Below are 18,505 nucleotides of genomic sequence, written 5' to 3'. Positions count from 1 at the left end.
CCCTCCGTCCCCTGGAGACAGACATGCGTCTGGAGATCAACGGTCTCCAGGTGGAGGCGCTTGGCGACCCCCACCTGGGCAAGACATTCGTCAACGGCGTGCCGCTTCACCGCCGGGGTGAGCGGGAGGCGATGGTCTGGCGGGACTTCCGGGCCAGCCTCGCCAAGGACTGCGACCTTCACGTCTGCGTCGGCGACCTGTTCGACAAGGCTGTCGTCCCCTTCGGTGTGATCCTCGACGCCGCCATGGCCTACCGGACGGCGGCCACCATCCGCCCGCACACCCGGTACATCATCCTGATGGGCAACCATGACGGCAGCCGGGACGCCGATGTCCGCTCGGCCTTCGACCTGTTCGCCGCCCTGGTCCAGGACATCGCCAACCTTCACGTCGTCCGTCAGTCCGCCAGGATCATCGCCGGGCTTGCCTTCTGCCCCTGGGACCCGTTCGTCACCGCCGAGGCGATGATCGCCGACGTGCCGGACGACGTGGCGGCGGTGTTCGGCCATTGGGACATCATCGACGTCGCCCGCCAGTCCCACAATGTCCTGCCGGTCGCGTGGCTGTCCAAGCGCCCGAACGTCCGGGTCTTCACCGGCCACGACCACAAGGCCCGCGTCGAGCGGATCAACGGCGTGACCGTCACCATCATCGGCTCCATGCAGCCCTTCGCCCATGGCGAGGACGCCGATGACCAGGAGCCGCTGTACCGGACGCTCACGCTCGCCGAGTTGGAGCGTTGCGAGCCGGAGCGGTTCATCAACACATGCGTCCGCCTCGACCTGAAGCCGGGCGAGGCGCCGCCGGACCTCGACTGCCTCCAGCTCACGACCCGGCGGATCACCGAGGAGGGCGAACCGGAGGCGCTGACCGTCGCCTTCGACAGCTTCGACATGGAGGGGCTGTTCAAGGGCGCCCTCGGTGAGGCCGGGGTGCCCGACGACATCGCCGCACTGGTCCTGACCCGCTATCTCGAAACCCGCCTGAAGGATACCGAATGATGAGCGCCCTTTTCACCGCCCTGCGCGAGGGCGGCATCGACGATGCCCTTCAGCACCTCGCCGCCACCCAGCGTGAACGCGACGAGGCCCGCCAGCGGGTCGCGCAGTTGGAGCGCCGCGTCACCGACCTCCTCGACGCCAACAACCGCGAGGTCGAGAACCGCCGCCTCCTCGCCAACCAGATGCGCCAATCCGCGCGGCTGCTGACGGCCCTGGCCCAGACGGGAGACCCGAGAATTCTCGCGTCCATCCACACGCTGCTGGAGGTGTGAATGCTGCATCACCTGCACATCAAGAATTGCTTCACCCACGCCGACCGGCGGGTGGAGTTCGCCGCCGGCCTGACCTGCATCACCGGCCCGAACGAGATCGGCAAGTCCCTGCTGCTGGAGATGGTCTCCTACGCCCTGTTCGGCGCCGTCGCCCTCCGGGGCAGCCGACCGGACGGGTTGTTCGTGGAGCTGGGCTTCGCGGTGAAGGGCGTTCCCTACCGCGTCACCCGCCAGGGCGCCAAGGCGCTGCTGCTGCGCGACGGTGCCGAGCTGGCGACCGGCACCAAGCCGGTCAACGCCGCCATCGTCCGGGTCCTGGGCTACGACCACACCGTGTTCGGTATGGCGAACCTCTGCGCCCAAGGCCAGATCGAGGCGTTGGGCGCCATGAAGCCCGCCGAGCGGAAGAAGGCGGTGGACCAGACCATCGGCCTGTCGGTGCTGGACGACATCACCAAATGGTGCGGCGATCAGGCCCTCGGCTTCACCCGCGAGGCCGACACGCTGGAGCGTCTGCTGGTCCAGCCGACCCAGCCGGAGCCGCCGGAGGGCGCGCCCGTCACCGCCGCGATGGTCGCCGCCGCCGAGGCGGACGAGCGCGAGCGGATCGAGCTGCTGGCCTGGATCCGCAACGAACCGACCGTGCCGCCGGAGCCGGTCGCCCCCGGCCCGGAGAGCGCGACAACACTCCAGTCCCTGGTCGATGAACGCCAGCAACTCGCCCTTCAGGTCGCCAGCCTGAAGACGCAGGCCGACGCCATCCCCGACGCCGTCCTGGCCGAGGACGAGATCGCCCTGGCCGAGGCCGGGTGGACGGCCTTCCACCGCGCCCAGGAAAAGGCCCGCGCCCTGGCCGGGCTGGTCGCTCCGACCCTGACCGAGGCCGAGATCGCCGCCGGGCTGTCGGCCTGGGCCGCCTTCCATCGGTCGGAGGAGAAGCGCAAGGCCCTGGCCGGGCTGGTCGAGCCGACGATGAGCCGCGCCGACTGCGACCAGCTTCTCGCCCAATGGGACGCATACGACCTCTGGATTCAGCGCCAGAAGCTGACCGAACATCTGAGCCAATGCCCGAAATGCGGCCATGAATGGGCCGACGACGCGGCGTGGGACCGGGTGAAGGACGCGCCCGAGACGGCGCGGCCCGCCCGTCGCCCCGATCTGCGGGTGATCGACGCCTGGGAGGCGAGCGCCGAGCTGCGCGCCCGATACGCCGACGTGCCGGATGCGCCCAAGCCGGACGTGCCGGAGCTGACCTACCAGAAGGCACAGCTCGCGCTCACCGCCTGGACGGACAGCGCCGACCTCCGCGCCCAGTTCGCCGCCGTGCCGGACGCCCTGATGCCGAGGGTGACGGAAGCCGCCCTCCGGCTGGCCCGCAACGCCCTGGCCGAAGCCGACCGGAAGCGGAGTCTGGTCGCCGAGATGACCGGGATCGCCGCCCGCTTCGTCGCCTTGCCCGACCGGACGGCGGACCTCGCCGCCCGCCGCCGCCACGACGCCAACCGCGCCGTCTGGGAGGTCGCCGTCCAGCGGCACGGCGTCTGGCTGACGGAGCGGGTCGCGAAGGATCTCCGGCTGGACGCCCTCGGCGACACCGGAACCGCCCTGGCCCGACTCCGCGACGCCCACCAGCGATGGGCGATCTTCGAGCGGGAGGTCGCCGCCTTCGAGAAGGCCCACGCCCAGTATGAGCAGGGGGCGGCCAACCTGAAAGCGGCCCGCGCGGCGGCCGAACACTGGTCCAACGCCAAGAAGGCGGTCGCCGACCTCCGCGTCCGGGTGAAGGCGTATCTCCTGCCGAGTCTGAACAAGGTGGCCTCCCTCCTGATCGGCCAGATGACCGGCGGAAAGCGGACCAGCATCCTCGTGGACGAGGATTTCGACATCAAGGTGGACGGCCAGCCGGTCAACACCCTGTCGGGGTCCGGCAAGGCGGTCGCCAACCTGTCGCTTCGGGTCGCCCTGGGTCTGGTCCTGACCAACCGGGTCTTCTCGGTCTTCATGGGCGACGAGCTGGACGCCAGCATGGACAAGGACCGCGCCGGCTGCACCGCCGAAGCCCTGGCCCGCCTGACCGAGACGGTCGGGCAGGTCATCGTCGTCTCGCACAAGCCGTTCGACGCCGACAACAACATCGACCTGGGGATCGCCGCCTGATTTAGGGCCGCACCCCAAACCCAACCTCACCTCGCCTGAAACGCCGCTGCGCGGATGATGGGGGAAACCCCTGTCGTCTGGGAGTGCCCCCTCATGCCCACTTTCGACCTCCTCACTGAACAAGAAGTCGCCACCCTGCTGCGCTGCACGGTCAAGACCGTGCGGCGGGAGCGTGAACGCAAGCGGCTTGGTTTCGTGAAACTCGGAGGGCGCGTCTTCATCGCCCCCGATCAGGTCGAGGCGTACATCCTCAACTCGCGGATCGACCCATGTCCCCACAAGAACGACTCGGAGAACTCGACGGGTTCTGGCTTTCCTGGCACCCGAGAGACAAAAGCCACACCGGCCAAATCTTCCGCACTTGGTATGACAGCGAGGTCCGACAAACTCGCCGATCACTCCTTCTCCCTGGCACAACAGATCTTCAAGAGGCCAAAGTCCTCCTCGCCGAGTGGGTTACAAACCACCGCGTCGAGCAACTGAAGGTCACGCCGAACAAAACCCCCGACGTCACCCCGCTCTCCATGGTCTTCCTCTCCCACTGGGAGAAGCACGCCTCCAAGATCGCCAGCGCCCAGGCGGTGAAGAACAGCCTCGCGGTGTGGGGGGAGTTCTGGGGCAACGCCATGATCGCCGACCTGACCCCCATGCGGCAGGACGACTTCATCCGATGGATGCAGGCCAAGGGTTGGTCGAACGGCTACATCTTCCGCATCCTGGCGGACGGTCGGTCGGCCCTGAACCGCGCGAAGAAATACCAGGAGGTGACGGATGTCCCCTTCGTCTTCAGCGTGAAGTGCCCGGAGCCGCCGGAGCGGGCGCTGACGATGCAGCAGCTCGCCACCATCATCAACCGAACCCATGAGTTCACCCCCAACGGCGCCAAGGTTCCCGGACGGGATCACCTGTTCATGTTCATCCTGGTGGGCATCGCCACCTGGGCGCGACCGGACGCGATCTTCGACCTCACCAGGGATCAGGTGAACTTTGACTCTCGACGGATCGCCCTGAACCCGGAGGGCCGAGGGCAGACCAAGAAGTACCGGCCCGTCGTGGCGATGCCGGACTTCATCACCGAATTCCTGAAGCACTCGGACCACCAGATCGTGAACTATTACGGTCGGAAGGTCGCCTCGGTGCGCGGGTTCTTCCAGGACCTCCAGGGCACGCAAGGTTTGCCCGACTGGCTCCAGGCGAAGTCGATCCGCCACACCATGGCGAAGCACGCCCGCGCCGCCGGAGTGGACGACTGGCATGTTTCCGGTCAGCTCGGCCACCGCAAGCCCGGTCGCTCGACGACCGAAATCTACGCCAAATACGACCCGTCCTACCTGTCGGAAACCCGGCAGTTCACGGACGATTTCGTGCGCCAGCTCCAAAAGCTGGTTCGACCGTCGCTGGGCGTGGAGAGATGAACCGACGTATCCAAAGCGCGCTGCGTATCCCGTGCGTATCCCAAGCCAAATATGCAGCGCTGGCCGAAAAGAGAAAAGGCCAGCAACCCCTTGGGATTGCTGGCCTTTATTTGGTGGAGCCAAGGAGGATCGAACTCCTGACCTCTACAATGCCATTGTAGCGCTCTCCCAGCTGAGCTATGGCCCCTTTGTCTCTGGGAGCCGGTCGTTTCTGACCGGCGTCGGTGGAGCGGGATATTAGCCAGGGAGCGGTGTGATGCAAGCGAAAAATTCGGGGCATCGCGTTTTTTTCCTGACCCCTCCCGCCATCACCAGGGAAGCGGGGTTAGCGCTCCTCTTCGTCCTCGCCCTCGACGACGACTTCGTCCATGTCGTCTTCGCCCAGCTCGGACGTGTCTTCGATCAGAACGTCGTCCTCGTCCTCGACCGGGTCGGCGGCCTCTTCGATGTCGTCAACCGACACGTCGTCCTCGACGCCCTCAAGCTCGGCGGCCTCGGGATCCTCGACCTCGACCTCTTCGTCCTCGACGACGGCGACCTTCTTGGTGTCATCCGCCGGGGCCGGACGGGCCTTGCGGGACTTCAGCAAAGCCTCGGGATCAAACTGCGCGCCGCAGCTCGGGCAGACCGGCGGGTCCTTGCGCATGTCGTAATAGCGAGCGCCGCAGCTCGGGCAGATGCGCTTGACGCCCCATTCGGGTTTGGCCACGCCACGTCCTCCGTCACAAATCTTAGGGAATCTCAAGCTGCGCCCTTTGCCACGCCTTGGAACGCTTGTCAAAAAAAACCTGCGACGCCCGCTTCGCTCGGCTCTTTTCCGCCCGCCCCAAGGGAAAAGCGCCGCTCTCGCGTCGCGCGCGGCGCTGTGCTAGGTACTGCGGCCAAACACCCACCCCATGCCCTGAGGGTTCCCCCATGTCGCAGGCAAAACCGCTGCGTTCCTCGTTCTCCGGCCCGTTGGTCGGCGCCGTCCGGGCGCCCGGAGACAAGTCGATCTCGCATCGGTCGCTGATGCTGGGCGCCATCGCCGTCGGCGAAACCGTCATCCACGGCCTGTTGGAGGGCGAAGACGTGCTGCACACGGCGGCGGCCATGCGGCTGCTGGGCGCACAGGCCGACCGCGACTCCGACGGGGTGTGGCGGGTGCGTGGCGTTGGGCTGGGCGCCTTGCAGGAACCGGCCCAGGTGCTGGACATGGGCAACAGCGGCACCGCCGCGCGGCTGTTGATGGGGCTGGTCGCCGCCCACCCGATCACCTGCGTCTTCACCGGCGACGCCTCGCTCAACAAGCGCCCGATGGCGCGCGTCACCACGCCGCTGGAGCAGATGGGCGCGCGCTTCGTCGGGCGTTCGGGCGGGCGACTGCCGTTGACCGTCGTCGGCAGCGACCGCCTGACCCCGATCACCTACCGCCTGCCGGTCGCCTCGGCGCAGGTGAAGTCGGCGATCATTCTGGCCGGTCTCAACACCCCTGGCGCCACCACGGTGATCGAGGCGGAGCCGACGCGCGACCACACCGAAACCATGCTGCGCCATTTCGGCGCGACCGTGACGACCGAACGGCAAGAGGATGGGGCGCTGGCCGTCACCGTCATCGGCCAGCCGGAGCTGACCGGGCGCGAGATCCATGTGCCGTCCGATCCCAGCTCCGCCGCCTTTCCCGTGGTCGCGGCCCTGCTGCGGCCTGGCTCCGAATTGGTGTTGAAGGACGTCGGGATGAACCCGCGCCGGACCGGCCTGTACGACACGCTGATCGAGATGGGCGCCGACATCACGTTTGAGAACCAGCGCGATCAAGCGGGCGAGCCGGTGGCCGATCTGCGGGTCAAGCACAGCCGCCTGCGCGGCGTGGTGGTGCCCGCCGACCGCGCCCCCAGCATGATCGACGAATACCCGGTGCTCGCCGCCGCCGCCGCCTGCGCGGAAGGGACCACGGTGATGCTCGGGCTGAAAGAGCTGCGGGTGAAGGAAAGCGACCGGCTGGCCATGGTCGCCGACGGCCTGACCGCCTGCGGCGTCGCGCTGGAGGTTGGAGCCGACGACAGCCTGACCGTTCATGGAACAGGGGAGCCGCCCAAGGGCGGGGCGCTGATCGCCACGGCGATGGACCACCGCATCGCCATGAGCTTCCTGGTGCTGGGCGCGGCGACCGCCGAACCGATCCAAATCGATGACGGGGCCTTCATCGAAACCAGCTTCCCCGGCTTCGTGGATTTGATGAACGGGCTGGGCGCGAAGATTTCGGAGGTCTGACCACCATGACCACCCCCATCGTCATCGCCATCGACGGCCCCGCCGCCAGCGGCAAAGGGACGCTGTCCCAGCGCATCGCCGACGCCTTCGGCTTCGCCCATCTCGACACCGGCGTGCTCTACCGCGCCGTCGGCCTGTCGGTGCTGCGCGCGGGCGGCGATCCCGCCGACAACGCCGCCGCCGCGCGGGCCGCGTTGGCGCTGGACCCCGACCACCCGATCCTGCGCGAAGTGGCGCTGCGCACCGACGAAGCGGCGCAGGCGGCCAGCAAGGTCGCGGCGGTGCCGGAGGTGCGGGCCGCCCTGCTCGATTTCCAGCGCCGTTTCACCCAGCATCCGCCGGGCGGCGCGCCGGGATCCGTGCTGGACGGGCGCGACATCGGCACCGTGGTCTGCCCCGACGCCAGCGCCAAGCTGTTCGTCACCGCGTCGCTGGAGGTCCGGGCCGAACGCCGACTCAAGGAGTTGCGGAGCCGGGGGATTCCGGCTATACCGTCCGACGTCCTGGAGGACATGAAGACTCGTGATGCGCGTGACAGCCAGCGAGCGGTGGCCCCGCTCCGTCCGGCTGTTGACGCTTTTGTGCTTGATACCTCCGCTCTCGACGCCGACGAGGTGTTCGCGCGGGCGGTCGATCACATCGGCTCGAAAACCGGACTGCGGCCTGCGGCGTAACGCCGTCGGCAGGCGGATCACGGGGCGGGCGGGTCGAACGCTCTCCACGGAAAACCATCAACCAAGTCGCCGGGCGTGGTGCCCGGCGCGGCGGTTTTGTCGAGACCACACCCATTTTGCCGTGGGCATGGTCGAAACGGGATCGCTTTTGCGCCACCTTTAGGAGTTTCAATGGCACAAGCACTGGCCCGGACGGTCGAAAAGGAAAGCTTCGCGGCTCTGTTGGAAGAGTCGCTCGGCTCCGCCGACTCGCTGGAAGGCACCGTCGTCAAGGGACGCGTCGTCGCCGTCGAGAACGACATGGTCACGATCGACGTCGGCCTGAAGTCGGAAGGCCGCGTCGCGCTGAAGGAATTCGCCGTCGCCGGGCAGGCTCCCGAGCTGAAGGCGGGCGACACGGTCGAGGTCTACCTCGAGCGCATGGAAGACAAAAACGGCGAAGCGATGCTGAGCCGTGAGAAGGCCAAGCGCGAAGAAGCCTGGGCGCTGTTGGAGAAGTCCTTCACCGACCAGAGCCGCGTCACCGGCGTCATCTTCGGGCGCGTCAAGGGCGGCTTCACGGTCGACCTGTCGGGCGCCGTCGCCTTCCTGCCGGGCAGCCAGGTCGACATCCGTCCGGTGCGCGACATTTCGCCGCTGCTGGGCACGCCGCAGCCCTTCCAGATCCTCAAGATGGACCGCTCGCGCGGCAACATCGTCGTGTCGCGTCGCGCCGTTCTCGAAGAGAGCCGCGCCGAGGCCCGTTCGGAGCTGGTGGCCAACCTCAAGGAAGGCCAGATTCTCCAGGGCGTGGTCAAGAACATCACCGACTACGGCGCGTTCGTGGATCTGGGTGGCGTCGATGGCCTGCTGCACGTCACCGACATCGCGTGGCGCCGCATCAACCACCCGTCGGAAGCCTTGCAGATCGGCCAGACCGTCACGGTCCAGGTCATCCGCTTCAACCCGGAAACCCAGCGCATCAGCCTCGGCATGAAGCAGTTGGAAGCCGATCCGTGGGAAGGCGTCGAAGCCAAGTACCCGGTCAGCGCCAAGTTCAAGGGCCGCGTCACCAACATCACCGACTACGGCGCCTTCGTGGAGCTGGAGCCGGGCATCGAGGGTCTGGTGCACGTCTCGGAAATGTCGTGGACCAAGAAGAACGTCCATCCGGGCAAGATCGTTTCGACCTCGCAAGAAGTCGAAGTCATGGTCCTGGACGTCGATCCGCAGAAGCGCCGCATCAGCCTCGGCCTCAAGCAGTGCCTGGACAACCCGTGGGAAACCTTCACGGACAAGTTCGGCCAGGGCACCGAGCTGGAAGGCGAAGTCAAGAACATCACCGAATTCGGTCTGTTCGTTGGCCTGCCGGGCGACATCGACGGCATGGTCCACATGTCGGATCTCGACTGGAACAAGTCGGGTGAAGAGGCGATCGCCGAGTACAAGAAGGGCGACCGCGTCAAGGTCAAGGTTCTCGACGTCGACGTCGAGAAGGAGCGCATCAGCCTCGGCATCAAGCAGCTCGCGAACGATCCGTTCGAGGCCGCCACCGCCGGTCTGAAGAAGAACGAAGTCGTCACCTGCACCGTGACCCAGGTCACGGACGGCGGCATCGAAGTGTCCGTGGGCGAGGGTTACACCGGCTTCATCCGCAAGTCGGACCTGTCCCGCGAGCGTTCGGAGCAGCGTCCGGAGCGTTTCGCCGTCGGCGAAAAGATCGACGCCAAGGTCACGCAGATCGACCGCAGCTCGCGCCGCATCTCGCTGTCCATCAAGGCGCGCGAGATGGAAGAAGAGAAGGCCGCGATGGCCGAATATGGTTCGTCGGACTCGGGCGCCTCGCTGGGCGACATCCTGGGCGCCGCGCTGAAGCGCAAGCAGCAGCACGACGAGTGATCGAACGGCTTTGACCGCCGTCCAAGCCCCGTTTCGGCGGGGTTGGGGCGGCGCCAAAGCGTCGATGACCCGGTGATTTCTAAGAAAAGGCCGCTTCCTGAACCGGGGAAGCGGCCTTTTTGTTGAGGATTCGGCGGTTGGGAAAATGTTTCGTGGCCAAACCGATGATGGTTGAAGGTCCGACGTTGCGCGGGTATTTTTTGACCAGCGGGTGACGCTGACGCGCAACCATCGGGATCGCCATGCCCAACGCCTCTGTTCCGTCAGACGAGATCGCGCCTTCCACCCCGCCCTTTTCCATTTTGGTGGTGGATGGGGCGCCGACGCTGCTGAACCTGGCGCGCGAGGCTTTGACCAATCTCTCGGTCGATGGCGTCGGCGTCCGCCTGATCGGCGCGGTTTCCGCCGCCGAGGCCCGGCAGGCGCTGTACGATCATCCGGAAATCGCCGTCATCCTGCTGGAGCTGGTTCTGGAGCATGACCGGGCCGGTCTTGATCTGATCGCCCACATCCGCAACGATCTGGGCAACCAGCGCACCCGGATTGTCGTCTGCGCCGCCCACCCCAACGCCGTCAGCGAGGAGGAGGTGATCGGCGGCGCCGACGTCAGCGACTATCGCGCCAAGGCCGACCTGTCGCCGCGCGCCTTGCGCACCGCCGTGACCGGCCAGCTTCGCGCCTTCGCCAGCCTTCAGGCGCTGGCGGCGGGGCGCAAGGGCTTGGCCCGGATGCTGGTCGCAACCACCGGCCTGCTGGAACTGCGCACGCCCGAGACCCTGTTTCCCAACATCCTGCCGCGCGTCGTCGGGCTGCTGGGCATGGGGCGTCACGCCCTGCTGTGCGTCCAGGGCGACACCCAGCCGCGCGACCGCAAGATCCGCGTGCGCGCCTCCATCGGACGCTTCGCCCCCTGGAAGGACGTCGAACTGTCGTCCTTGGGCGAGGCGCGGATCGAAGCCGCGTTGGAACGTCTCTCCCCCAGCAGCGAAACCATCGTCGAGCCGGATTTCTGCGCGCTGCGCCTGCGCGCCAACGGCGGCGTCACCGGCATGATCTATGTCGAAGGCCGCAACGACGGCGGCACGCGCGAATGGCAATTGTTGGAGCTGTTCCGCAACAAATGCTCCATCGCCTTTGAAAACGCCCTGCTGTTCGAGGAATTGAACATCGCGCAGAAGGCCACCGTGCTGGCGATGGGGTCGTTGGCGGAATACAAGGACAACGCCGCCCCCGGCCATCTGCAACGGATCGAACGGCTGGTCGGCGACATGGCGCGCGAGCTGCTCAAGCGTGGCCAGTTCGGCGACGAGTTGGACGCCGATTGCGTCGAAAAAATCGGTCTGGCCGCTCTGCTGCACGATGTCGGCATGCTGAGCGTGTCGGACGAAACGCTGGGCACGCCCGGGGAGTTGGCCAGCAACGATCTGGTGGCGATCCGCCGCCACACCGAAATCGGCCACCGCATTCTCAGCACGGTGGCCGCGCCGCTGCGCGAACGCTCGCTGCTGTCCATCGCGGCGGACATCGCCCGGTATCACCACGAACGCTACGACGGCTCCGGCTATGTGGAGGGGTTGGCGGGCGACGCCATTCCCATCGCCGCCCGCATCACCGCCGTGGCCGACGTGTTCGACGCGTTGACGACCCCCCGGCCTTATCGCGGCGCGTGGTCGGTTGAGCAGGCGATTGACTGGATCGTCGAACGGTCCGGTCGGGATTTCGACCCGCGCGTGGTCGATGTTTTTCTTGTCGTGGCGCGCCGCCTGCAAAGCACGGAACCCGACTGGTTCCCCAAGAGCGGCGCCGGGCGGCGCGTGTTGGGTGGTTTGCTGGGCCGCAAGCTGCGCGACCTGTTCGGACGCCGGGCCATCGCCCCGTAAGACCGCGCGCTTTTCATCCCTGAATCGCGGCGGTCCCCCCTTCAACCGGCAAAACGAATCTGCTAGGACAAGCGGCTTCGGGGCGCTCGCATTCACGCGGGTTTGCTCCGGTCATCCGCGCCCGTATCGCCACGGGTCGCCCCTTCCAAGGATCTTGGACATGATCTGGCTTTCCGCCTACATCGGCAGCATTCTCGCCATCAACTACGCGTTCAGCCTGTTCCCGCATCTGGATCTGGTCTGGTCCTGCTGGGTCGGCTTGGTGTTTGTCCTGCGCGACATGGTGCAGGTCCGTTTCGGTCACTGGGCGCTGGCCGCCATGCTCACCGGAACGGTGTTGTCCTATCTGCTGGCCGATCCCTTCGTCGCCACCGCCAGCGTCGCCGCCTTCGCCGTGTCGGAAATGATCGACTGGCTGGTCTTCACCATCACCAAGCGCCCGCTGCGGGATCGCCTGTGGCTGAGCGCCGCCCTGTCGGTGCCGGTCGACACCGCGCTGTTCTTTGGCATGCTGGGCGTCTGGGAACCCAATGTGTGGGCCGCCAGCCTCGCGTCGAAGCTGCTGGGCGTGTCGGTGGTCTGGGCGCTGATGCGCGCCCGCGATGGCCGGACGCCGGTGACGGCCTGACCCGTCGGGCTTTCCCCGTTCCACAGGAGCGGGAAGACGCCGTCACCACACCTACGGAACGCCCACCTCCCCCGTAAGGGAGGTGGCTTTTCCAATCAGGCTTGGCCCGCCGCCGCTCAGCGATGCATGGGCGTCGGCTTCGTGGCGTACCACCAATCGCCGATCAGCGCGCCCGCCGCCGCGCCGATGAGGGTGGAGAATGGCCCGTGCGCCAGCGCGCCGACGCCAACGCCGCCCGCCGCCATGCCGACGCCAATCGCCAACGCCTGCCCCGGCGGCAGACCAAACACCGTCGGGGCGGCGACCGGAGTCGGAGCCATCGCCGGAGCGGGCGCCGGAGTCGGAGCGGGAGTCGGCGCTGGGGCCGGAGCCGCCACGGGCGCGGCAGGAGCGGGGGCGACCGGCGCCGTCTGCGCCTGAACGCTCAAGGGAGCGATGGCCAGAACCGTGACCATCGCCAGCAGGCCGATTGTGCGCATGAGATGTCTCCACACGGAAATGATGAGGCGCGCATCATGACACCGGGACGCCGCCACCGCCAGACGCCTCAACCGCCCCGCCTCAACCGCCCCCGCCTCAACCGATGACGTGCGCCGCCAAAACCTCCGAGGCGAGAAGCGCCGGGTTGATCGGCTTGGCGATCACGCGCGTCACGCCCAGCCGTTCAAACACGGCGGCGGTCATATGCGCGGGAACCTTTTCATCCACCGCCGACAAAACAATGATCCGCGCGTCCGGGCGCAGGTTGCGGGCGGCCTGAATCAACTCGAACCCGTCATGTTCGGGCATGATGATGTCGGTGACGATCACGTCGAAATCCCGGCAGGACAGCGCCTCAATCGCTTGCAAGGCCCCCTCGCAAACGGTGATGTCGTGCCCGTCCTTCGCCAGAATCGCGCGAACGAGGTTGCGCGACACCGAATCGTCATCGACCACCAAAACCTTCGCCATCCACCCTTACCCCTGCGACACAACCAAACCGGATGAGCTTAATATTCGGAACGCAAACAACCAATCCGGAATGACCGCATATCAGCTCGCTCCAAAAGATTCAGCGTTCGGCGAAGGCCAGCTTGACGCCCAAGGCGGCGAAAGCGCCCGCGAAGGTCCGACGCAGCCAGACCAACAGTTGCGGACGCGAAACGACATGGGCGCGGACGGCGGCGGCGCACAGCCCATAACCGGCGAAGACGACAAACGTCATCAGCATGAACACGCCGCTCAACTCCAGCATCTGAGCCAACGGGCTGGCCGCGTCGTCACGAACGAACTGCGGCAGAAAGGCCAGGAAGAAGATCGACAGCTTTGGATTGAGGATGTTGATGAGAATCGCCGAAACGATCACCTGCCCCGCCGAACGCGGGCTGCGGTCCGGTTCGACCGTCAACGCGCTGTGATCCTTCAGGGTCGTCCAAGCCATATACAGCAAATAGAGGACGCCCAGATATTTCAAAGCCTGAAAGGCCAGCGCGCTGGTGTGCAACAACGCCGCCACCCCCAAAATCGCCGCCGCCATGTGCGGCACAATCCCGATGGCGCAGCCGAACGCGGCGATGAGGCTGGCCCGCGATCCCCGCGACAGGCCCGCCGCCAGGGTGAACAAAACCCCAGTGCCGGGCGACACGGCGACGATCAAGGATGTCAGCAAAAATTCGAGGCTCATGGGACGTCCCTCTCACGACGGCGGGGCCAAAGCTTGGATTGGAACGCGGCCCGCTGTCCAGCCCCAACCGGCGCCGGTCAGCCTTGACAGCGCTGCGGTCGCGGCGTTTTGTGCGCTCCCCCCTCATCCACGCCAACCCCGGATCCACCGCCATGACCAACGCCGCCACAACCAACGCCGCCGTGACCGCCGACACCAGCCTCGCCACGCTCGACCGGCTGGATCCGTCCGCGCGCCAGCGTCTGGCGATGTTGCACCCGGTGTTCAGCCCCGCCCAAGCCCTGCCGGGCGAAGCCAGCCTGGGCGCGGTGGCCGACGCCGTTGGTTTGCCGCTGGCCGCCGTGCTGGCGACGGCGGGCGGCGCCATCCGGGTGAACGCGCCGGAGGGTGGTTGCGGCTGCTCTTGCGGAACCGGCCAGACGACGCACTGACCGGGCGTTCAGCGCGCAAAGCCCATCCCACGCAGCGCTTCAACCACCTCCGCCGACTCGATCAGGGCGATGAAGCGCTGAACCGCCGGGCGATCACGCCGGGCGGCGGGAATCACAAAGTCGTAATGCTCCTCCCGCAGCGGCAGGAATCCCAAACCATACAGCGTCGCCGCGCTGGAAATCGCCACGCCCCAATCCGCCCGGCTCTGCGCCACGGCCACCGCCACCGCGTTGTGCGATTTGGCCTGCGTCCAATAGCCGGTCGGACGCAGCCCGCCCAGCAGACGGTCGGTCAGAATGCGGGTGCCGCTGCCCGCGTTGCGGTTGATGAGGATGCAGTCGGCCAACCCGGCCACCCCAGCCAACGCCGCTTCCGTCGTCTTTCCCTCGAAACGCGGATCGCCAGAGCGGAAGACGATGCCCTGCATGCGGCGATAGCCGGTGACAAGCTCCAGCCCCGGCGTCAGAAACGGGGTGTTGTAGAGTTCCGTCGCCGGATCCATCAGGTGGATCGGCGCCACGTCGCACTCGCCGCGCCGCGCCGCCGCCAACCCGCCCATCGAACCGACGTTCAACGCCTTCACCGTCAAGCCTTCGGCGATCAGGCGGCCCAGCACAGCGTTCAACCCAAGGCATTGGCTGCCGACGACGATCAATTCCGCCGGGGCCACCGCGCGGCCCAGCAGGTGAACCGACACCGGGGTCCCGGCCTCCACCGCTTCGGCTTGGGCGTCGATGGCGAGAAAACCATCGGCGTGGCTGAAGGCCGTCACCGCCCCCGACCCCTTGGACAGCGGGTAGGCGGCCAACGCGCCCTCCCCCGCCGCCGTTCCCGCCGGTCCCGCGCCATGCACCAGCGAGACCATGACATATTCGGTGCGCCCGCGCTCCGACCCCAGCCGGACGGGCAAGGTGGCGGACACCGCTTCGGTCGTGGCGGGCGGCAGTCCGGCCAGCGCGCGCAGAACCGGCGCGACAAAGCTGTGAAAGGTGAACATGGCCGAGGTCGGGAAGCCCGGCAGCACCACCACCGGCTTGCCCGCCGTCACCGCCAGACACAGCGGCTTGCCCGGCTTCAGCGCCACGCCATGGGCGACGATGCCGGGATCCTTCAGTTGCGCCACCACCTTGTGCGAGCGGTCGCCCGCCCCTTTCGAGGTGCCGCCCGACAACAGCAGCGCGTCGCAGGCCAACCCCTGCGCCACCCGTTGGTCGAGCGTGTCGTCGTCGTCCGCCGCGATGCCCAGAGGCACCGGCTCGCACCCCAATTCGGCGACGGCGGCGGCGAGGATGGCGGCGTTTGAATCATACACGGCGCCGGGCCGGATCGGCTGGCCGGGCGGCACAAGCTCGTCGCCGGTGGACAGGATGGCCACGCGCGGGCGGCGAAACACCGCCACCTCGGCCAAACCGATGGCGGCCAACACGCCAATCTCGCGCGAGGTCAACGCCTGCCCCCGCCGCAACACCACCTCGCCCCGCCCGATGTCGGATCCGGTGGCGGCGACGAAGGCGCCGGACGTCGCCGGTTTCGACAGGGCGACCAACAGACCGGTTTCACCCGCCGTTGATTCGCCATCCAGCGGCTCGCCATCCAGCGGCTCGGTGTGCTCGACCATCACCACCGCGTCGGCCCCGCGCGGCATCATCCCGCCGGTCGCGATCACCGTGGCGGTTCCCGGCTCCACCGTCAGCGTCGGCGCGTGCCCGGCGGCGAGCACCTCGCCATTCAACCGCAGCAGGACGGGCGCGTCCTCCGTCGCGCCAGCCGTGTCGGCGGCCCGCAACGCAAAGCCGTCCACCACCGAACGGTCAAAACCCGGCACATCGACCCCAGCCGTCACATCCGCCGCCAGCACCCGGCCCAGCGCGGCGGCCAGCGTCACCCGCTCCTCGCCACGCGGGGAAAGGTCCAGATGGCGGTGAAAGCGCGCGCGCGCCTCCTCGCCGCTGACCACGTCGAGAAACTGCTCCTGACGGGCGGCTTGGGCCACGAAACGGCGGATGTCCTCAGTCAGCACGCGCAAGCCCTCGTCACTCGGATCTCAATCAACGGACGCGCATGGTAGCACAGCCGTCCCGCCGCGCAGCGGTCAGCCCGGCGCCGCGCCATCACGCGCCGCACCATCATACTCAGGGCGCGAAACGGCGCATGGTCACGGTCGCGCCCGCTGGAACGCCTTCGCTGTCGGCGGCGATCACGACATAGCCATCGGCGCGCGCCAGCGCCGCCAGACCGGGAATCGCCGAGGAAGCCACCGGCTCGATCCGGCCATCGATGGTGAAGCGGACCCGATAAAGATCGACGCAGCCAATCTCCGACACCAGCTTGCGCGCGGTGACGACCGTCACGGCGGCGAGCGGCGTTTCTTCGGGCCGTCCCGCCATCCGACGCACCGCCCGCCCGCCCAACATCTCATAGACGGTCCAACAGGCCATTGGTTCGCCGGGCAACAAAACCACCGGAACGGCCGCCACCTCTCCCATCCCGGCGCTGTCGCCCGGTCTCAGGGCCACGCCATGCGACGCCAGGGTTCCCGCCTGCGCCAACGCCAACGGCGCGACGTCGTCGGCGCCGACGCCGGTCCGCCCGACGGTCAGAATCAAATCGGCCCCCACCCCGCGCAACGCCGCCGCCAAAGCCGGATCGGCGGGCAGCGGCCCGACGACCTCCGGCGCTCCGCCATCGCGCCGGACCAGAGCCGCCAGCATCGCCCCCAAACACTCCGCCCCGCTGCGGGGGCCGCCAACCAACAGAATGCGCACGCGCGGCGGCGGCGACGCCATCACGCTCTCGACGCCGAAGGCGGCCAACATCCCGATGTCCGACGGGCGCAACAATCGCCCGGTCGCCAGCAACGGCGACGCCCCGGCTTGCGCCGCCGCGCCGCGCCGCTCCACCCCAGCGCCGGGGGCCACGGCGTCAACCGCTTCGACCCAGCCCTGTTGGCTGGACGCAGCCTCGAAAGGCAGGACGGCGTCGGCGCCAGGAGGAAGCGGATCGCCCGCCGACACGGCGCGCGCCAACGGCAAGGCGATTGGGTTGTAGGATCCCGCCCCCAAACTGTCGACGGCGGCCAATGCGAAGCCATCGCGCGCCGCGCGGTCGCAATCAGGCCAGTCTTTGGGAACACAGAAAGGCGTGGCCAACCGCAACCCGACGGCCTCCGCCAACGGCGTCACGACGGGCGGGCGCGCCGCGCAACGTTGATCGACCCAGCCTTGAGCGACGGAAAGGGAGACGCGGCGGCTGAACCCGCGTCCGCGCACGTCGGAAAAGGAACCGCTCATCGGCCAACCCGTCTTGTGTGGACCCGCCCGGTCGGCGTCAAAGCGCCGGAAGCAGAACGCCCTGCACCCGGTTCCGACCGCCGCGCTTGGCCTGATACAGCAATTGGTCGGCCATCTGAGTCAATGTGTCCGCCGACGCGTCCGCCACCGGCGCCACCGTGGCGACTCCCAAGCTGATGGTCACGTGTGAGGCCACTGGCGAAAAATCATGGGGAATCGCGCAGTCCACCACCGCGCCGCGCAAACGTTCCGCCACCTGAAGCGCCCCGTCATTGTCGGTTTCCGGCAGCAGACAGACGAACTCCTCCCCGCCATAGCGGGCGACCAGATCGCCGGTCCGCTTCACTTGATCCGCCAACACCGCCGCCACCGTGCGCAGGCATTCGTCACCCGCCTGATGCCCGTAATGGTCGTTGTAGGATTTGAAGTGATCGACGTCGAGGATGACCAGCGACAAAGGTTGATGCGAACGCGCGCAGCGCCGCCATTCCCGCGCCATGGTGTCGTCAAAACGGCGGCGGTTGGCGATGCCGGTCAGACCGTCCAAGAAAGACAGGCTGCGCAGCAGATCGGCTTGCCGCTTCAACAGCAAATGGTTGCGCACCCGCGCCTTGACGATGGGCGGGCTGATCGGCTTGGTGATGAAGTCGATGGCCCCGACCTCCAACCCCCGCGTCTCATCCTCCACCTCGCTCTTGGCCGAGATGAAGATGACCGGAATGTCGTGGGTGGCCGGGTCGGCCTTGATGCGCGCGCACACCTCGTACCCGTCCATGCCGGGCATCATGATGTCGAGCAAAACCAGATCGGGCAACCGGGCCTGCACCAGATCCAACGCCTTTTCGCCATCGGTGGCGAAATAGATGTCGTAATCGTCTTTCAGAATCCGGCTGAGCACATGGACGTTCGACGGAATGTCGTCCACGACAAGAATTTTCGGGCGCGTCTCGGCCATGGGCGAT

At 67.4% G+C, this 18,505-nt stretch carries 19 protein-coding genes and 1 tRNA gene; 11 read left to right on the top strand and 9 right to left on the bottom strand.

The genetic code is table 11. From position 1 onward, the window contains the following. Window positions 1-23 precede the first annotated feature (23 nt). The 5 genes from ACODS4_RS09395 to ACODS4_RS09375 all read left to right on the top strand — a co-directional run bounded on the left by ACODS4_RS09395 (window position 24) and on the right by ACODS4_RS09375 (window position 4,845). Window positions 24-1,001: a metallophosphoesterase family protein gene (locus tag ACODS4_RS09395; RefSeq protein ID WP_488862954.1), complete on the top strand. Its 978-nt coding sequence runs from the start codon at window positions 24-26 to the stop codon at window positions 999-1,001. Continuing rightward, window positions 998-1,273 (top strand): hypothetical protein, encoded by a 276-nt coding sequence (locus ACODS4_RS09390; RefSeq protein WP_488862952.1) that lies wholly within the window; start codon window positions 998-1,000, stop codon window positions 1,271-1,273. Before ACODS4_RS09395 ends, ACODS4_RS09390 begins: the two co-directional genes overlap by 4 nt. Beyond that, on the top strand, window positions 1,274-3,430 hold the full coding sequence (locus tag ACODS4_RS09385) for an AAA family ATPase (protein WP_488862950.1): 2,157 nt from the start codon (window positions 1,274-1,276) through the stop codon (window positions 3,428-3,430). Between the two features lie 93 nt (window positions 3,431-3,523). Then, window positions 3,524-3,913: a helix-turn-helix domain-containing protein gene (locus ACODS4_RS09380; protein WP_488862948.1), complete on the top strand. Its 390-nt coding sequence runs from the start codon at window positions 3,524-3,526 to the stop codon at window positions 3,911-3,913. Window positions 3,914-3,954: 41 nt separating this feature from the next. Continuing rightward, a complete protein-coding gene (locus tag ACODS4_RS09375; protein ID WP_488862946.1) occupies window positions 3,955-4,845 on the top strand; it encodes a tyrosine-type recombinase/integrase in 891 nt (296 codons plus the stop codon). Between the two features lie 111 nt (window positions 4,846-4,956). On the opposite strand, the gene ACODS4_RS09370 is transcribed toward ACODS4_RS09375, so the two are convergent. Both ACODS4_RS09370 and ACODS4_RS09365 read right to left on the bottom strand, forming a co-directional pair. Next, window positions 4,957-5,032 (bottom strand) — tRNA-Ala (locus ACODS4_RS09370). Between the two features lie 138 nt (window positions 5,033-5,170). Next, a complete protein-coding gene (locus tag ACODS4_RS09365; protein ID WP_488862944.1) occupies window positions 5,171-5,554 on the bottom strand; it encodes a TIGR02300 family protein in 384 nt (127 codons plus the stop codon). 206 nt (window positions 5,555-5,760) lie between these two features. On the opposite strand from ACODS4_RS09365, the gene aroA reads away from it, so the two are divergent. The 3 genes from aroA (at window position 5,761) to rpsA (ending at window position 9,650) form a co-directional block, all read left to right on the top strand. After that, window positions 5,761-7,098 (top strand): 3-phosphoshikimate 1-carboxyvinyltransferase, encoded by a 1,338-nt coding sequence (gene aroA / locus ACODS4_RS09360; RefSeq protein ID WP_488862942.1) that lies wholly within the window; start codon window positions 5,761-5,763, stop codon window positions 7,096-7,098. 17 nt (window positions 7,099-7,115) lie between these two features. After that, the gene (gene cmk, locus ACODS4_RS09355; protein WP_488863159.1) at window positions 7,116-7,772 is read left to right on the top strand and encodes a (d)CMP kinase; all 657 of its coding nucleotides are present in this window, start codon (window positions 7,116-7,118) and stop codon (window positions 7,770-7,772) included. Between the two features lie 171 nt (window positions 7,773-7,943). Next, the gene (gene rpsA, locus ACODS4_RS09350) at window positions 7,944-9,650 is read left to right on the top strand and encodes a 30S ribosomal protein S1 (protein ID WP_119830376.1); all 1,707 of its coding nucleotides are present in this window, start codon (window positions 7,944-7,946) and stop codon (window positions 9,648-9,650) included. A gap of 79 nt (window positions 9,651-9,729) precedes the next feature. Here rpsA and ACODS4_RS09345 read toward each other — a convergent pair whose 3' ends face one another. Continuing rightward, on the bottom strand, window positions 9,730-9,894 hold the full coding sequence (locus tag ACODS4_RS09345; RefSeq protein ID WP_488862940.1) for a hypothetical protein: 165 nt from the start codon (window positions 9,892-9,894) through the stop codon (window positions 9,730-9,732). On the opposite strand from ACODS4_RS09345, the gene ACODS4_RS09340 reads away from it, so the two are divergent. After that, window positions 9,893-11,530 (top strand): HD domain-containing phosphohydrolase, encoded by a 1,638-nt coding sequence (locus ACODS4_RS09340; protein ID WP_488862938.1) that lies wholly within the window; start codon window positions 9,893-9,895, stop codon window positions 11,528-11,530. The two genes, ACODS4_RS09345 and ACODS4_RS09340, sit on opposite strands and share 2 nt — an antisense overlap. Before the next feature lie 160 nt (window positions 11,531-11,690). After that, on the top strand, window positions 11,691-12,158 hold the full coding sequence (locus tag ACODS4_RS09335) for a preQ0 transporter (RefSeq protein WP_488862936.1): 468 nt from the start codon (window positions 11,691-11,693) through the stop codon (window positions 12,156-12,158). 116 nt (window positions 12,159-12,274) lie between these two features. Here ACODS4_RS09335 and ACODS4_RS09330 read toward each other — a convergent pair whose 3' ends face one another. From ACODS4_RS09330 to ACODS4_RS09320, 3 genes are all read right to left on the bottom strand, one after another. Beyond that, on the bottom strand, window positions 12,275-12,637 hold the full coding sequence (locus ACODS4_RS09330) for a hypothetical protein (RefSeq protein WP_488862934.1): 363 nt from the start codon (window positions 12,635-12,637) through the stop codon (window positions 12,275-12,277). Between the two features lie 97 nt (window positions 12,638-12,734). Then, a complete protein-coding gene (locus ACODS4_RS09325; protein WP_488862932.1) occupies window positions 12,735-13,109 on the bottom strand; it encodes a response regulator in 375 nt (124 codons plus the stop codon). A gap of 100 nt (window positions 13,110-13,209) precedes the next feature. Beyond that, window positions 13,210-13,821: a LysE family translocator gene (locus ACODS4_RS09320; RefSeq protein ID WP_488862930.1), complete on the bottom strand. Its 612-nt coding sequence runs from the start codon at window positions 13,819-13,821 to the stop codon at window positions 13,210-13,212. 152 nt (window positions 13,822-13,973) lie between these two features. Between ACODS4_RS09320 and ACODS4_RS09315 the strand changes: the two genes are divergently transcribed. After that, window positions 13,974-14,252 (top strand): hypothetical protein, encoded by a 279-nt coding sequence (locus ACODS4_RS09315; RefSeq protein ID WP_488862928.1) that lies wholly within the window; start codon window positions 13,974-13,976, stop codon window positions 14,250-14,252. An 8-nt stretch (window positions 14,253-14,260) separates the two neighbouring features. Here the strand turns inward: ACODS4_RS09315 and ACODS4_RS09310 are convergent, their stop codons facing one another. From ACODS4_RS09310 to ACODS4_RS09300, 3 genes are all read right to left on the bottom strand, one after another. Beyond that, entirely contained in the window at window positions 14,261-16,273 is a 2,013-nt protein-coding gene (locus ACODS4_RS09310; RefSeq protein WP_488862926.1) for a molybdopterin biosynthesis protein, read from the bottom strand. A gap of 112 nt (window positions 16,274-16,385) precedes the next feature. Further along, the gene (locus ACODS4_RS09305; protein ID WP_488862924.1) at window positions 16,386-17,543 is read right to left on the bottom strand and encodes a molybdopterin-binding protein; all 1,158 of its coding nucleotides are present in this window, start codon (window positions 17,541-17,543) and stop codon (window positions 16,386-16,388) included. A gap of 37 nt (window positions 17,544-17,580) precedes the next feature. After that, window positions 17,581-18,498: a diguanylate cyclase gene (locus ACODS4_RS09300; protein ID WP_488862922.1), complete on the bottom strand. Its 918-nt coding sequence runs from the start codon at window positions 18,496-18,498 to the stop codon at window positions 17,581-17,583. Window positions 18,499-18,505 lie beyond the last annotated feature (7 nt).

Source organism: Azospirillum sp. FG154 (assembly GCF_057809575.1).
The sequence above is the reverse complement of the archived record's forward strand: the minus strand, read 5'-3'. Positions and strand labels throughout refer to the sequence as shown.